The sequence below is a fragment of the Cupriavidus sp. UYPR2.512 genome (assembly GCF_000379565.1).
Lineage (GTDB): Bacteria > Pseudomonadota > Gammaproteobacteria > Burkholderiales > Burkholderiaceae > Cupriavidus.
Genome location: NZ_KB903109.1, coordinates 24,013 through 37,633 on the forward strand (window position 1 = coordinate 24,013; position 13,621 = coordinate 37,633).

Below are 13,621 nucleotides of genomic sequence, written 5' to 3' on the forward strand. Positions count from 1 at the left end.
TTAGCGCGGATAGATCGCGCCCAGCACGCGCGGCCCGGCGGCGCCGGTCACGGTGGGCACGTTGCCGGGCAGGCGCACCAGGCACTGGCGTGCCAGCCAGGCAAAGGCGATGGCTTCGACCTGCGACACCGGCACGCCGTAGTCTTCCGAGGTCTCGATGGCCACGCCGGGCATCGCCTGCGCCAGCCGTGCCATCACGAACGCATTGCGGGCGCCGCCGCCGCAGACGATCAGGCGGCGCGCATCGGGGGCATGGGTGCGCACGTCGCGCGCGATGGCCTCGGCCGTCAGCGCGGCCAGCGTCGCCTGCACGTCGGCAGGCGCGAGGTGTTGGGATGAGGCGAGACGGGCTTCGAGCCAGCCCGGATGGAACAGGTCGCGCCCGGTGCTCTTGGGCGGCGCTGCGCTGAAGTAGGGCTCGGCCAGGCACTGCGCCAGCAGTGCGGCGTCGACACGCCCGCTGGCGGCCCAGTCGCCGTTGCTGTCAAAGGGAAGCCCGCGGTGGCGGCCGACCCAGTAGTCGAGCAGCGCATTGCCCGGGCCGCAGTCGAAGCCGCTGACGGCGCCGCCCGCCGCGGGCAGGATGCTGATATTGGAGATGCCGCCGATATTGCAGGCAACGCGGGTTTCGGCGTTGCTGCCGAACAGCGCATGGTGCAGCGCCGGCACCAGCGGCGCGCCCTGGCCGCCGGCGGCGATGTCGCGGCTGCGGAAGTCCGCCACCACGTCGATGCCGGCCAGCTCGGCCAGCCGCGCCGGATGCTGGCTCTGACGGGTGTAGCCGATGCCGTCGTACAGGCCCGGCCGGTGGCGGATAGTCTGGCCGTGGGCGCCGATGGCGGCCACCGCGGCTGCGTCGACCTGCGCCTCGCTCAGCAGGGCGGCCACGCAGCCGGCATAGACCTGCGCCAGCGCATTGGCAGCCAGTGCCTCGCGGTGGATCTCGTCCTCGCCCGGCTGCTGCAGGGCGGCGAAGGCCGCGCGCAGCGTGTCGGGGAAGGGCTGGCTGGCGGCCGCCAGCACGGCGGGCCGCGCGCCGCTGAAATCCACCAGCACCGCGTCGGCACCGTCCATGCTGGTGCCGGACATGATGCCGATATAGCGTTCGCTGCCAGGCACGGACAGGGTCACGATGGGCGCGCTCAGTTGGAGGCGGTCAGCACGTTGTAGGTGCGCAGCGCATTGATGCGGCTGAGCAGCCCGCTGGTGTAGGTCAGGAATTCCTGGCGCGACTTGCCGGTCAGCGTCGGCGATTCCATCAGCGTGATGGTCAGCGGGTTCTGCGGCACGTCGTTGAAGCGGAACTCATAGTGCAGGTGCGGGCCGGTGGCCCAGCCGGTCGAGCCGACATAGCCGATCAGCTGACCCTGGCGCACCGGCTGGCCCTGGCGCATGCCGGCAAAGCCGGACAGGTGCGCGTAGTAGGTCGAGTAGCCGTTGGCGTGGTTCAGGATGACGATATTGCCGTAGCCGTTCTGCTGGCCGACGAACTCGACCACGCCGTCGCCGGTGGCCAGCACCTTGGTGCCGGTCGGGGCGGCGAAGTCCACGCCCTTGTGCTGCGCCCAGTCATGATGCAGCGGATGCTCGCGGCCGCCGAAGCCCGACGACACGCGCGAGAATTCCACCGGCGAACGCAGGAACGGCCGCTTCATGCTGCGCCCGTCGAAGGTGTAGTAGGCGCCGCCGTCCTTGCTGTCCTCGGGCGCGAACCACAGCGCCTGGTGCAGCTGGTTGCGGTTGATCAGCTCCAATGCGACCACGCGGCCGTTGCGCACGAAGGTGCCGTCGCGGAAGCCCGCTTCGTAGATGATGCGGAAGCGGTCGCCGTTGGCGATGTCGTGGTGGAAGTCGATCACGCCGGAGAAGATCGACAGCATCTGCTGCACGACTTCGTCGGGCACGTTGGCCGCGTCCATGGCCTTGAAGAAACCGCCCGCGGAAATTGCTCCCGAGGCCATCTCGTAGTGCACGTCGTTGTCGACGCGCTGCACCTTGGCCTTGTAGGCGGCGGCGGTGTCGTCGCTGGCCGCGCGCACGCGCTCGATCACCAGCTCGCGCGAGGCCGCTGCGTCGCCGCCCAGGTTGGCCTGCAGCGACACCAGCGTGTTGCTTTCGTCGATCTCCGCCTGCACCGCCTGGCCGGGGCTCAGGCTGAACAGGCCGCGCGCGGTCGGGTTCTTGACGATGAACGCCTGCGCATCGGCATCGTCCACGCCCAGCCGCTTGAGCAGGCTGGCGATGGTGTCGCCGCGCTGCATGCGCTCTTCGCGCACGTAGACGGCCTCGCTGTCGGTAAGCTGCTCAAGTTGCTCGCGCACGTCGGGCATGCGCAGCGCCTGCTGCGTGCGCGGTGCGAGCGGATCGTCAAAGGCGCTGCGCGGCGCAACGCCCATCGCCGCGGCCATGCCGAGCGTGAAGATTGCGCCCACCGAGGCCGTCAGTTGTTTGCGCCGCCGCGCGTGCTGGGGGTTGGTCGGATCGACAAGAACCACCAGCTCACGCGCGAAAACTTCGCGGAGTCTGGACCACATCACGTAAAATTCAACCTTGGTCTGAGCACCGCTGCCGGGGACGATGTGTCTCGTCTGCCTTCCTCCCCCGAGGTGCGGCACGGGCTCTTCACTGTTATTTGGCCGCCTGCATTGCTGCACAAAGTGGCGGGTAGCGCACTTGAAAGGCTTCCGTAGGCGCCGGGAATCGCGGATTATACCAAAATCCGGCCCTGGTGGCTGTCAGGAAATTTCCTAAAATTTCAAGTATTTCAAAGACTTACGTCATGACTGAAGTAGCCACGGGCCCCACGGCCAAATACCCCCTGACGCCGTCGGTGATGCAGGCCCTGGAAGTCTCCAGGCGAGGCTGCGACGAACTGCTGATTGAATCCGAGTGGGCGCAGAAGCTGGCGCGCAGCGAGGCCACCGGCGTGCCGCTGCGCATCAAGCTGGGCCTGGATCCGACCGCGCCCGACATCCATATCGGCCATACCGTGGTCCTGAACAAGCTGCGCCAGCTGCAGGACCTCGGCCACCAGGTGATCTTCCTGATCGGCGACTTCACCTCGACCATCGGCGATCCGTCGGGCCGCAACAGCACGCGCCCGCCGCTCACGCGCGAACAGATCGAGGCCAACGCCCAGACCTACTACCGCCAGGCCAGCCTGGTGCTGGACCCGGCTCGCACCGAGATCCGCTACAACAGCGAGTGGTGCGATCCGCTGGGCGCGCGCGGCATGATCCAGCTGGCGGCCAAGTACACCGTGGCGCGCATGATGGAACGCGACGACTTCACCAAGCGCTTCCGCTCCGGGATTCCGATTTCGGTGCATGAGTTCCTCTACCCGCTGATGCAGGGCTATGACTCGGTCGCGCTCAAGTCGGACCTGGAGCTGGGCGGCACCGACCAGAAGTTCAACCTGCTGGTCGGGCGCGAGCTGCAGAAGGAATACGGCCAGGAGCCGCAGTGCATCCTGACCATGCCGCTGCTGGTGGGCCTGGACGGCGTCGAGAAGATGTCCAAGTCCAAGGGCAACTACGTCGGCGTGACCGAGGCGCCCAACGAGATGTTCGGCAAGCTGATGAGCATCTCGGACGACCTGATGTGGCAGTACTACACGCTGCTGTCGTTCCGCCCGATGAGCGAGATCGACCTGATGAAGCAGGAGATCGCCGCGGGCCGCAATCCGCGCGACTGCAAGGTGCTGCTGGCGCAGGAGATCGTGGCGCGCTTCCACAGCCAGGCCGATGCCGAGAAGGCGCTGGAAGATTTCAACCACCGCGCCCGCGGCGGCGTGCCGGACGATATCCCGGCGGTCAGCCTGAGCGGCGCGCCGCTGGGCATCGCGCAACTGCTCAAGCAGGCCAACCTGGTGCCGTCCACGTCGGAAGCCAACCGCAATATCGAGCAGGGCGGCGTCAAGATCGATGGCGCCACGGTCGGCGACAAAGCCACCAAGGTGGCGGCGGGCACCTACGTCGTGCAGGTCGGCAAGCGCCGCTTCGCGCGCGTGACGCTGGCCTGAGGCGGCCGGGATGATCGCGCTGATCCAGCGGGTGGCCCAGGCCCGCGTCACGGTCGAAGGCCGAACCACCGGTGAAATCGGCGCCGGCCTGCTGGCGCTGGTCTGCGCCGAGCGCGGCGACACCGAGGCGCAGGCCGAGCGGCTGCTGGCCAAGATGCTGTCGTACCGGGTGTTTTCCGATGCGGCCGGCAAGATGAACCTGCCGGTGCAGAACATGGACGGCAACGGCAACGCCGGCGGGCTGCTGGTGGTGTCGCAGTTCACGCTGGCGGCCGATACCAACAGCGGCACGCGGCCGAGCTTCACGCCCGCGGCCTCGCCCGAGGACGGCCGGCGCCTGTACGAGCATTTCGTGGCGCAGGCGCGCGCCGCCCATCCGCAGGTGCAGACCGGCGAGTTCGGCGCGATGATGCAGGTCAGCCTGGTCAACGACGGCCCGGTCACCTTCTGGCTGCGGGTGCCGCCGGCCTGAACAGATTCGAAGCTGCCGCGCCCCGGCGCGGCACCAAGACAGGAGAGACAAATGAAACTCTGGAGCAAGTCCTTCAACGACAACGCGCCGATTCCCGGCGAGTTCGCCTTCTGTGTGCCCGACGCCGCCGCCCACGTGGCCCTGTCGAACAACCGCAATCCCGACCTGCACTGGGAAGACGCCCCGGCCGAGACGCGCTCGTTCGTGCTGATCTGCCACGACCGCGACGTCCCGAGCAAGGGGGACGACGTCAACCAGGAAGGCCGCGAAGTGCCGTCCTCGCTGCCGCGCGTGGACTTCTTCCACTGGGTGCTGGTCGACATCCCGCCGGGCCTGACCTCGATCGCGGCGGGCTCGCACAGCGACGGCGTGATCGCGCGCGGCAAGCCGGGTCCCGAAGCCACCGGCGGCACCGCCACCGCGGGCGGCTTGCGCCACGGCATCAACGACTACACCGGCTGGTTTGCCGGCGATGCCGACATGAAGGGCGACTACTACGGCTATGACGGCCCGTGCCCCCCGTGGAACGACACGCTGCTGCACCACTACGTGTTCACGCTGTATGCGCTGGACGTCGACCGGCTGCCGCTGGATGGCACTTTCACCGGCGCGCAGGCGCGCGAGGCGATCCAGGGCCATGTGCTGGCGCAGGCCAGCCTCACCGGCACCTATACGCTGAACCCTAAGCTGGCGAAATAACGCCTGGCCGGCGCCGCGCCAGCCGCGCGGTGCCGGCCTCAAGGAAATCCCGAAGGAAACGGCATGTCGCAAAGCCCCGGGCCGCATTCGCTGGCCTATACCCACCTGATCGTGATCCGCCACGGCGAAACGGCCTGGAACCGGGACCGCCGGCTGCAGGGCCAGCTCGACATTCCCCTGAACGAGACCGGCCGCGCCCAGGCGCGCGCGCTGGCCACTGCGCTGGCGGGCGAGCCGATCGATGCGGTCTATGCCAGCGACCTGTCGCGTGCGATGGAAACCGCTGCGCCGCTGGCCGAGGTGCTGGGGCTGCAGGTACGCCCCGATGCGCGCCTGCGCGAGCGCAGCTACGGCACGCTGCAGGGCAAGACCTACGCCGAGGTGGCCGAGCACCTGCCCGAAGATTTCGCCCGCTGGCAGGCGCGCGTGCCGGACTACGCGCCGGCTGAAGGCGAGTCGCTGCTGGGCTTCCATGAGCGCGCGGTCGAGGTGGTGCTGGCGCTGTCGCGCCGGCACCCCGGCGAGCGCATCGCGCTGGTGGCGCACGGCGGCGTGCTCGACTGCCTGTACCGCGAGGCCACCGGCATGACGCTGGAAGCGCCGCGCCAGCATGAACTGCTCAATGCCAGCGTGAACCGGCTACGCAGCGACAGCACCCACCTGACGCTGGCGCAGTGGGGCGATGTCAGCCACCTGGAGAACCTGGCGCTGGACGAGGTGGACCGGCGCGTGCCGTAGCCGGAAAGCTAGACCCGGACCCGGAATGGCGTGAAGTCGGTATCGCGGTCGAAGTAGTCCTCGTTCTCGGCCCGCTTCAGGAAGCCCACCACCTTATACGTCACCGGCGTCATTACCACTTCCCAGCCGGTCTTCAGCACATACTGTGCCACCGCCACCTGGATCACCTTTTCCAGCGGCCAGATTCCGTAGAAGGCGATCACATAGAACAGCGACGAGTCCACCAGTTCGCCGGCCAGGGTCGAACCGATGGTGCGCGTCCACAGCCACCGCCCGGCGCTCCACAGCTTCATCTTGGCCAGCACGAAGCTATTGGTGAAGCTGCCGCAGCAGAACGCGATCAGCGAGCCGAGAGCGATCCGCCAGGTGTTGCCGAACACATCCTGCAGGCTCTTCTGATAATCCGCCATGAACGGCGCCACCGGCATGTTCAGCACCACCAGGCTCATGAAGGTGGCGAAGGCCAGTGCGGCAAAGCCTGCCCAGACCACGCGCCGGTCGCGGCCATAGCCGTAGACCTCGGTCAGCACGTCGCCGAAGATGTAGGAGACCGGGAAGAACAGCACCCCCGCGCCGAAGGTCACCGTACCGATCACCGGCAGCGTCACCTGCGCCGCCTTGGCCGCGCCGATCAGGTTCGAGCACAGCAGCACGGTGACAAAGGCCACCATGACGAAGTCGTAGTAGCGGTAGACACGCGCGGCACGGGCCGGGCTGGCGGGGATGGCTGACATGAAGGCTCCGGTCGCGCGCGCGGGCGCAGTGGGTTGGGCGCGATTATGCCAGCCGGCGCCCCGCGGCGCGTCGAGAGAGCGCTCCCCAAAAGAAATTCCCGGCCGGAGCCGGGAATCTGTTCGGGAGTGGCGGCCCTGCAGGGGGCGGGGCCAGCGGTGTCAGAGTTCCAGCTTGCTGATCTTGGAGCCGTTCACCGAGACGTCGAACATCAGGCCGGCATTGGTCTGCACGAATGCAATCACCGGCTGCTGGCTGGTCAGCGTGTCGAGCCGGCCGTCCGCGCCGATCTTTGCCACCGCCACGTTGGCATCCGCGCCCGCCGTCCAGCCCTTGCTGGCCACGAACTTGTTGTAGGCCTCGGGCGTCATGAACATGATGATGACAGCCTTCGACTGCCCACCGGCGGTCAGCCCGACCGAGGCCTGCGTCGTGCTGTAGTAGCCGACCGTCGCGCCCTTCGAGCGCAGCGAGCCCTCGCCGTATTCGGCGCCTACAATGAAGCCGCCGGCAAGTACGCGTGGGAATACCAGGACGCCCTGCGCACGCTGCGCCAGCTCGCGCGAGCCGTTAGTCGAGGAGAACAGCCGGTTCAGCGCGCCGTCGACACCCGCATCGATTTCCTGCTTCTTGGCGACCGAGTCTTTCGGCGCGCCGGTGCCGGTGGTGGTGCAGCCCGCGGCCATCGCGGTCGCAACGAGAAGGCCGGATCCTGCAACCCGGGTAACAAAGTGGCGACGATTCATAGGTAACCTCCTGATGGGAAAAGTACCGCGTCTGGCTCAGTGGCTCAGTTGGCTGCGGCTGCCGCGGGTGCCTTGACCGTAATGGCCACGACTTCACGGTAGACGATCTTGGCCATCTGGCCCTGCTTGATGCCCTTCAGGTCGATGGCCGGGTCCTGCACTTTCACGGTGCGCAGCGTCTCGCGCGGACCGCGGAAGGTGATCAGGCGCTGGGCCGGGTCGACCTTGGTGATCTGTGCGGTCACCGTGGTGGTGATCTCGCGCATGATGCCGGGCTTGCCGCCCTCGGCGGCGCGCGTGGTGCGGTCGACCGATTCGGCCAGTGCGGTGGCCTTGCTGTCGACCGGCTCAAGCGCGGCGACCAGCGCGGCGCCACGCGCCACGGTGAGGATGTCGCCCTTGCGGATCTGGCCAAAGTTGCGGACTTCGTCGCCACCGACCAGTTCGACCACGTTGCCGCGCGGGCCCTGGACCAGCACGGCCTTGGATTCGGGATCGATATCGACGATCTTGCCGCTGATGACCGCTTCTTCGGCTACGCCGACCGGCGCCGGCGGGCGCTGGGCGTTGGCACTGCCGGCGGCGAACGCGGTGGCGGCGAGGGCTGCGGCGAGCAGGCTGGACGACTGGCGAATCATTGGCTTTCCTTGACGTATTTGTGAAGGTGCCGTGCCTGGCGGGGCACGGCCATCGCGGTACCGGGCCGGTGCCGATAAAGCCATTGTGGACAATCGGCCACGGGCCAGCAATCCACTTCGAAAAAATTTGGAGCGGGAAATTAAAACATTTAATTGGTGCTGCGCCGGAGACCAGCCAAGGCGCTACTGCTGCGCTGCAGCGTGCTGTCAGGCGTCGCCGAACAGCTCGCTGGGGCCGCCTTGCGGGTTGGCCAGGCCGAAATGCCGGTAGGCGGCAGCCGTGGCCACGCGCCCGCGCGGCGTGCGCTGCAGGTAACCTTGCTGGATCAGGTAGGGCTCGAGCACGTCCTCGATGGTGTCGCGCTCCTCGCCGATGGCCGCGGCCAGGTTGTCCACACCCACGGGGCCGCCGCCGAACTTGTGCAGCACGGCTTCCAGCAGCTTGCGGTCCATCAGGTCGAAGCCGACGCTGTCCACGTCCAGCATGGCCAGCGCCGCGTCGGCCATGGCGCGGGTGATGTTTCCATCACCCTTGACCTCGGCGTAGTCGCGCACCCGGCGCAACAGCCGGTTGGCGATACGGGGCGTGCCGCGCGCGCGCCGGGCGATTTCCAGCGCGCCCTGCGGGTCGATGCGGGCATGCAGCAGCTGCGCCGAGCGCGTGACGATGCGGGCCAGTTCCTCTGCGGTATAGAACTCCAGCCGCGCCACAATGCCGAAGCGGTCGCGCAGCGGGTTGGTCAGCATGCCGGCACGCGTGGTGGCGCCCACCAGCGTGAACGGCTGCAGGTCGAGCTTGACCGAGCGCGCCGCCGGGCCTTCGCCGATCATGATGTCGATCTGGTAGTCCTCGAGCGCCGGGTACAGGATTTCCTCGACGACCGGCGAGAGCCGGTGGATCTCGTCGATGAACAGCACGTCGTTGGCTTCCAGGTTGGTCAGCAGCGCGGCCAGGTCGCCCGGGCGCTCCAGCACGGGGCCCGAGGTCTGGCGCAGGTTGACGCCCATCTCGCGCGCGATGATGTGGGCCAGCGTGGTCTTGCCCAGGCCCGGCGGGCCGAACAGCAGCACATGGTCCAGCGCCTCGCGGCGGTTGCGCGCGGCGTGCATGAAGATGTCGAGCTGCCCGCGCACCTTTTCCTGGCCGACATACTCGTCCAGCAGCTTGGGCCGCAGCGCGCGCTCGAACGCCTCCTCGTGCGACGAGGCGGGGGTGGCGGCGATCACGCGGGCGGGGGCGGCAAGCTTGTCAGTTTCGATCATGGTCGTCAGGGGCCCGGACAGCGGCAACAATCCGCCATTCTACGCGTCTATGCAGGTCTCAAGCCCTGGACAATGCCTTGAGCGCCAGCTTGATGCCTTCCGACACGCCGGTCCCCGCCGGCACCTGCTTGATCGCGGCGGCGGCTTCCTTCTCCGAGTAGCCCAGCGCCAGCAGCGCATTGAGCACGTCGACGGCGCTGTCCGGCACCGCCGGCGTGCCCGGTGCATGGCCCAGCTCCGCGCCCAGCTTGCCCTTGAGTTCCAGCAGCAGCCGCTCCGCGGTCTTCTTGCCGATGCCGGGAATGCGCGTGAGGCGGCCGGCTTCCTGCAACGTGATGGCCTGCGCCAGCTCGGGGACCGACATGCCCGACAGCACCGCCAGCGCCATGCGCGCGCCGATGCCGGTGATCTTGATCAGCTCGCGAAAGGTGTTGCGCTCCGCCGCGCTGCCGAAGCCGTACAGCAGGTGCGCGTCCTCGCGCACGATCAGCTGTGTCAGCAGCGTCACCGGCTGGCCCACCGCGGGCAGGTTGTAGAAGGTGCTCATCGGCACGTCCACCTCGTAGCCGACGCCGTGGCAGTCGACCAGCAGGTGCGGGGGATTCTTCTCGATAAGGGTGCCGGCGATGCGTCCGATCATGGTGCGGAGGAGGGAGTGGAAGGTGGGGTGCCAGGGAGGCGGCGGCCGCAAGTGTAGCCCAGCGGCCGCCCGGCCGGTCAGCGCCCCCGCGTATCCACCGCGCGTCGGCCCAGCGCCGGGTCGTCGGTGAAGAAACCGTCGATGCCGGCCGCGATAAAGGCCTGCACCTCCCGCTCCATGCCGGACGGGCTGCGCGTGGCTTCGTCGCCGCCGGTCTGCAGCGCCTTGGGCAGGAAGCTGTTTTCCGGGCGGAAGGTGTAGGGATGGACGAACAGCCCGGCAGCATGCGCCTGGCGCACCACCGGCGTCGGCGCAGCCAGCGCGCCCTGCGCATCGCGCGGCACCACGCTGCTTTTCTCGGGGCCGATGCCGTCGGCATAGGCCGCCACCTCGCGCAGGCCGGTCGCGCCCAGCATGTCGCCGAAGGTGCGGCCGTCGCCCGCCAGCTTCCAGTCGGCCGGACCCTTGCGCGGGTTGCCGATGAGCTGCACCAGCTTCACGTTGGGCAGCCCGCTGCCAAGCGTGCGCCGCAGCGCGCGCAGGCTGCCGGTCTCGAAGCACTGGATAAACACGGGTGCGTTGCGCAGGTAGGGTTGTGCCCGCAGCGCGGCCACCAGTTTGTCCTCGAGCGGCAGCCCGATGCCGCGGAAGTAGCTTGGGTGCTTCAGTTCCGCGTAGATGCCGATGGGTTTGCCGGTGCGCAGCGCGGCCTGCTCGGCCAGGCGCACGATCTCGTCGAAGGTCGGCACCCCGAACTGGTCGTTCAGGCGCGCATTGTCCGGGCGCAGGCGCGGGATGCGCTCGCGCGCGCGCAGCGTCTTGAGCTCGGCCAGCGTGAAGTCTTCGGTGAACCAGCCGCTCAGGCGCTCGCCGTCGATCACCTTGGTGCGCTTGCGCTCGGCAAACTGCGGCAGGTCAGCCACGTTGGTGGTGCCGGTGATGTCGTTCTCGTGGCGCGCTACCAGCACGCCGTCGCGTGTCATGACCAGGTCGGGCTCGATGGCGTCAGCGCCGTCCTCGATGGCCTTGGCGTAGGCGGCGAGCGTATGTTCGGGGCGCAGGGCGCTGGCGCCGCGGTGGGCGATCACCAGCGGCCTGGGCTGGGCGGCGGAGGCGGCCGGGGGCGGGGCGCTCGGCGCGGGCGCTGGCACCTGGGCGGCGGGCTTCGGGCGCGGCGCGGTGGCGCAGCCGGCGACCAGCACGGCGCAGGCCGCGGCGGCAGCGGCCGGGAACAGCCATCGCCGGAAGGCAAGAACTGGGAAGAGGCCGGCGGCGCGCCAGCGCGGCGCGCTTAATCGGGACTGGCTAGGCATGCAGCGTTCCTGTGGTGAGACCAAGGCCCGATTGTAAAAGATGGCAAAGCGCGCGCGGCAAGCGCCATCCGACAGTGCGCTCAGCCGACCAGCCGCCCGCGCCGCACGCGCATGCCTTTGCGCACCAGATTGGGCGCCAGGCCCGCCAGCGTGCCCAGGGTATCGCCGCCGTTGGCATGGCAGATCGCCACGCCGAGCGCATCGGCGGCATCGCTGCCGGGCTGGCCCGGCAGCATCAGGAGCCGCGTCACCATTTCCTGCACCTGCGCCTTGTTGGCGCGGCCATAGCCGACCACCGCCACCTTGAGCTGCAGCGCGGTGTACTCGAACACGGGCAAGCCGTAGCCGACCAGCCCGCAGATCGCCGCGCCGCGGGCCTGGCCGAGCAGCAGCGTGGACTGCGGGTTGACGTTGACAAAGACCTTCTCGATCGCCGCGCAGTCGGGCGCATAAGTCCGCGACACCTCGCTGATGCCGTCGTACAGCGTCTTCAGCCGTTCCGGCAGGTTGGCATTGCCGTCGCTCTTGATCGTGCCCGAGGCGATGTAGGCAAGCTTGTTGCCCTGCTTCTCGATCACGCCGAAGCCGGTGGTGCGCAGGCCGGGGTCGATGCCTAGGATTCGCATTGGGTGGGTAGGGTGGATGCCGTCGCTAGTGTATTGCTTTTTGCGCCGGCACCTAATGCAAAAAGCGGTTTCGCTTTCCCTTGCAGGAGAACGAAACCGCTTCGGGAGCCGGCGGTCTTGCCAGGCAAGACCGCAAGCCTGCCAGTGCTTAGTGGCGGAAGTGGCGCGTGCCGGTCACCACCATCGCAATACCGCGCTCGTCGGCGGCGGCGATCACTTCGTCGTCGCGCATCGAGCCACCCGGCTGGATCACGCAGGTCGCGCCCGCGTCGACCACCACGTCCAGGCCGTCACGGAACGGGAAGAACGCATCCGAGGCCACTGCCGAGCCGGCCAGCGTCAGGCCGGCGTTCTGCGCCTTGATGCTGGCGATGCGGGCCGAATCCACGCGGCTCATCTGGCCCGCGCCCACGCCCAGCGTCATGCCGCCGCCGCAGAACACGATGGCATTGGACTTGACGAACTTGGCCACGCGCCAGGCGAACATCAGGTCGTCCATTTCCTTCGGGGTCGGATGGCGGCGCGTCACCACGCGCAGCTCTGACGGCTGCACGTTCCTGGCGTCCGGGCTCTGCACCAGCAGGCCGCCGCCGACACGCTTGAAGTCATACTGGTTGACGCCCTTGCCCAGCGGGATCTCAAGCAAGCGCACGTTCTGCTTGGCCGCGAACACGGCACGCGCGCCGGCGCTGAACGACGGGGCGATCAGCACTTCGACGAACTGCCTGGCCACGGCCTGCGCGGCGGTCTCGTCCAGTTCGACGTTGAAGGCGATGATACCGCCGAAGGCCGAGGTCGAATCGGTCTTGAAGGCCTTGTCATAGGCTACCAGCGCATTCGCGCCCAGCGCCACGCCGCACGGGTTGGCGTGCTTGATGATGACGCAGGCGGCACCCGCGGCGGCGTCGAACGACTTCACGCATTCCCACGCGGCATCGGCATCGGCGATGTTGTTGTACGACAGTTCCTTGCCCTGCAGCTGCACGTAGTTGGCCAGTGCGCCGTCGACGGCCTTCAGGTCGCGGTAGAACGCGGCCGACTGGTGCGGGTTCTCGCCGTAGCGCATTTCCTGCACCTTGTCGAAGGCCAGGTTCAGCGTCTGCGGATACGCACTGCGGGCCTGGTGCGACTTGTCGGTACCCAGGCTGGTCAGGTAGTTGGTGATGGCGCCGTCGTACTGCGCCGTGTGCGCGAATACCTTGGTGGCCAGGCGGAAATTGGTGTCATAGCCGACGCTGTTGGCGTTGGCGCGCATTTCATCGAGCACCACGGCGTAGTCGGCCGGGTCGACGATCACGGTCACGTCGCGATGGTTCTTGGCCGCCGAACGCAGCATGGTCGGGCCGCCGATGTCGATGTTCTCGATCGCGTCGGGCAGGGTGCAGTCATCCTTGGCCACGGTCTGCTGGAACGGGTACAGGTTGACTACCAGCAGGTCGATGGTCGGGATGCCGTGCTCGGCCAGCGCGGCCATGTGCTCGGGCAGGTCGCGGCGCGCCAGGATGCCGCCGTGCACCTTCGGGTGCAGCGTCTTGACGCGGCCGTCGAGCATTTCCGGGAAGCCGGTGTAGTCGGCCACCTCCGTCACGGGCAGGCCGCTGTCGGCCAGCAGTTTGGCGGTGCCGCCGGTGGAAAGCAGCGTGACGCCGAGCGCGTTCAGTTCGCGCGCGAAATCGACGATGCCGGTCTTGTCGGAAACGGAGAGTAGGGCTTGCTTGATCATGGCTGTGGGA

General features: G+C 68.2%; 14 protein-coding genes. 4 read left to right on the forward strand and 10 right to left on the reverse strand.

What is annotated here, in order from left to right:
• Together A3A5_RS0122590 and A3A5_RS0122595 are read right to left on the reverse strand one after the other, a co-directional pair.
• The gene (locus A3A5_RS0122590) at positions 1–1,131 is read right to left on the reverse strand and encodes an anhydro-N-acetylmuramic acid kinase (protein WP_018312779.1); all 1,131 of its coding nucleotides are present in this window, start codon (positions 1,129–1,131) and stop codon (positions 1–3) included.
• 11 nt (positions 1,132–1,142) lie between these two features.
• A complete protein-coding gene (locus A3A5_RS0122595; RefSeq protein ID WP_018312780.1) occupies positions 1,143–2,534 on the reverse strand; it encodes a M23 family metallopeptidase in 1,392 nt (463 codons plus the stop codon).
• 245 nt (positions 2,535–2,779) lie between these two features.
• On the opposite strand from A3A5_RS0122595, the gene tyrS reads away from it, so the two are divergent.
• The 4 genes from tyrS (at position 2,780) to A3A5_RS0122615 (ending at position 5,930) form a co-directional block, all read left to right on the forward strand.
• A complete protein-coding gene (gene tyrS, locus A3A5_RS0122600) occupies positions 2,780–4,021 on the forward strand; it encodes a tyrosine--tRNA ligase (RefSeq protein WP_018312781.1) in 1,242 nt (413 codons plus the stop codon).
• Between the two features lie 10 nt (positions 4,022–4,031).
• Positions 4,032–4,493 (forward strand): D-aminoacyl-tRNA deacylase, encoded by a 462-nt coding sequence (dtd, locus tag A3A5_RS0122605; protein ID WP_010813898.1) that lies wholly within the window; start codon positions 4,032–4,034, stop codon positions 4,491–4,493.
• A 51-nt stretch (positions 4,494–4,544) separates the two neighbouring features.
• Complete coding sequence (locus tag A3A5_RS0122610) at positions 4,545–5,192, forward strand: YbhB/YbcL family Raf kinase inhibitor-like protein (RefSeq protein WP_018312782.1); 648 nt, start codon at positions 4,545–4,547, stop codon at positions 5,190–5,192.
• A 63-nt stretch (positions 5,193–5,255) separates the two neighbouring features.
• Entirely contained in the window at positions 5,256–5,930 is a 675-nt protein-coding gene (locus A3A5_RS0122615; RefSeq protein ID WP_018312783.1) for a histidine phosphatase family protein, read from the forward strand.
• Positions 5,931–5,938: 8 nt separating this feature from the next.
• Here A3A5_RS0122615 and A3A5_RS0122620 read toward each other — a convergent pair whose 3' ends face one another.
• From A3A5_RS0122620 to purH, 8 genes are all read right to left on the reverse strand, one after another.
• The gene (locus tag A3A5_RS0122620) at positions 5,939–6,664 is read right to left on the reverse strand and encodes a queuosine precursor transporter (RefSeq protein ID WP_018312784.1); all 726 of its coding nucleotides are present in this window, start codon (positions 6,662–6,664) and stop codon (positions 5,939–5,941) included.
• A 159-nt stretch (positions 6,665–6,823) separates the two neighbouring features.
• Positions 6,824–7,408 (reverse strand): YSC84-related protein, encoded by a 585-nt coding sequence (locus A3A5_RS0122625; RefSeq protein WP_026201017.1) that lies wholly within the window; start codon positions 7,406–7,408, stop codon positions 6,824–6,826.
• A gap of 44 nt (positions 7,409–7,452) precedes the next feature.
• Entirely contained in the window at positions 7,453–8,046 is a 594-nt protein-coding gene (locus A3A5_RS0122630) for a hypothetical protein (RefSeq protein ID WP_018312786.1), read from the reverse strand.
• Positions 8,047–8,253: 207 nt separating this feature from the next.
• A complete protein-coding gene (gene ruvB, locus A3A5_RS0122635; protein WP_026201018.1) occupies positions 8,254–9,309 on the reverse strand; it encodes a Holliday junction branch migration DNA helicase RuvB in 1,056 nt (351 codons plus the stop codon).
• 58 nt (positions 9,310–9,367) lie between these two features.
• Positions 9,368–9,949 (reverse strand): Holliday junction branch migration protein RuvA, encoded by a 582-nt coding sequence (gene ruvA / locus A3A5_RS0122640; RefSeq protein ID WP_018312788.1) that lies wholly within the window; start codon positions 9,947–9,949, stop codon positions 9,368–9,370.
• Between the two features lie 77 nt (positions 9,950–10,026).
• Positions 10,027–11,262: a glycerophosphodiester phosphodiesterase gene (locus tag A3A5_RS0122645; protein ID WP_018312789.1), complete on the reverse strand. Its 1,236-nt coding sequence runs from the start codon at positions 11,260–11,262 to the stop codon at positions 10,027–10,029.
• A gap of 80 nt (positions 11,263–11,342) precedes the next feature.
• Positions 11,343–11,888 carry a crossover junction endodeoxyribonuclease RuvC gene (ruvC, locus tag A3A5_RS0122650; RefSeq protein WP_018312790.1) on the reverse strand — a complete coding sequence of 182 codons (546 nt, stop codon included), beginning with the start codon at positions 11,886–11,888 and terminating at the stop codon, positions 11,343–11,345.
• Positions 11,889–12,036: 148 nt separating this feature from the next.
• Entirely contained in the window at positions 12,037–13,611 is a 1,575-nt protein-coding gene (gene purH, locus A3A5_RS0122655) for a bifunctional phosphoribosylaminoimidazolecarboxamide formyltransferase/IMP cyclohydrolase (protein ID WP_018312791.1), read from the reverse strand.
• Positions 13,612–13,621: the final 10 nt, after the last annotated feature.

What these genes read in the sequence shown, in the direction of transcription:
- A3A5_RS0122595 (WP_018312780.1), bottom strand. Translation starts at nt 2,534, where the DNA reads ATGTGGTCCAGACTCCGCGAAGTTTTCGCGCGTGAGCTGGTGGTTCTT.
- tyrS (WP_018312781.1), top strand. Translation starts at nt 2,780, where the DNA reads ATGACTGAAGTAGCCACGGGCCCCACGGCCAAATACCCCCTGACGCCG.
- dtd (WP_010813898.1), top strand. Translation starts at nt 4,032, where the DNA reads ATGATCGCGCTGATCCAGCGGGTGGCCCAGGCCCGCGTCACGGTCGAA.
- A3A5_RS0122610 (WP_018312782.1), top strand. Translation starts at nt 4,545, where the DNA reads ATGAAACTCTGGAGCAAGTCCTTCAACGACAACGCGCCGATTCCCGGC.
- A3A5_RS0122615 (WP_018312783.1), top strand. Translation starts at nt 5,256, where the DNA reads ATGTCGCAAAGCCCCGGGCCGCATTCGCTGGCCTATACCCACCTGATC.
- A3A5_RS0122620 (WP_018312784.1), bottom strand. Translation starts at nt 6,664, where the DNA reads ATGTCAGCCATCCCCGCCAGCCCGGCCCGTGCCGCGCGTGTCTACCGC.
- A3A5_RS0122625 (WP_026201017.1), bottom strand. Translation starts at nt 7,408, where the DNA reads ATGAATCGTCGCCACTTTGTTACCCGGGTTGCAGGATCCGGCCTTCTC.
- A3A5_RS0122630 (WP_018312786.1), bottom strand. Translation starts at nt 8,046, where the DNA reads ATGATTCGCCAGTCGTCCAGCCTGCTCGCCGCAGCCCTCGCCGCCACC.
- ruvB (WP_026201018.1), bottom strand. Translation starts at nt 9,309, where the DNA reads ATGATCGAAACTGACAAGCTTGCCGCCCCCGCCCGCGTGATCGCCGCC.
- ruvA (WP_018312788.1), bottom strand. Translation starts at nt 9,949, where the DNA reads ATGATCGGACGCATCGCCGGCACCCTTATCGAGAAGAATCCCCCGCAC.
- A3A5_RS0122645 (WP_018312789.1), bottom strand. Translation starts at nt 11,262, where the DNA reads ATGCCTAGCCAGTCCCGATTAAGCGCGCCGCGCTGGCGCGCCGCCGGC.
- ruvC (WP_018312790.1), bottom strand. Translation starts at nt 11,888, where the DNA reads ATGCGAATCCTAGGCATCGACCCCGGCCTGCGCACCACCGGCTTCGGC.
- purH (WP_018312791.1), bottom strand. Translation starts at nt 13,611, where the DNA reads ATGATCAAGCAAGCCCTACTCTCCGTTTCCGACAAGACCGGCATCGTC.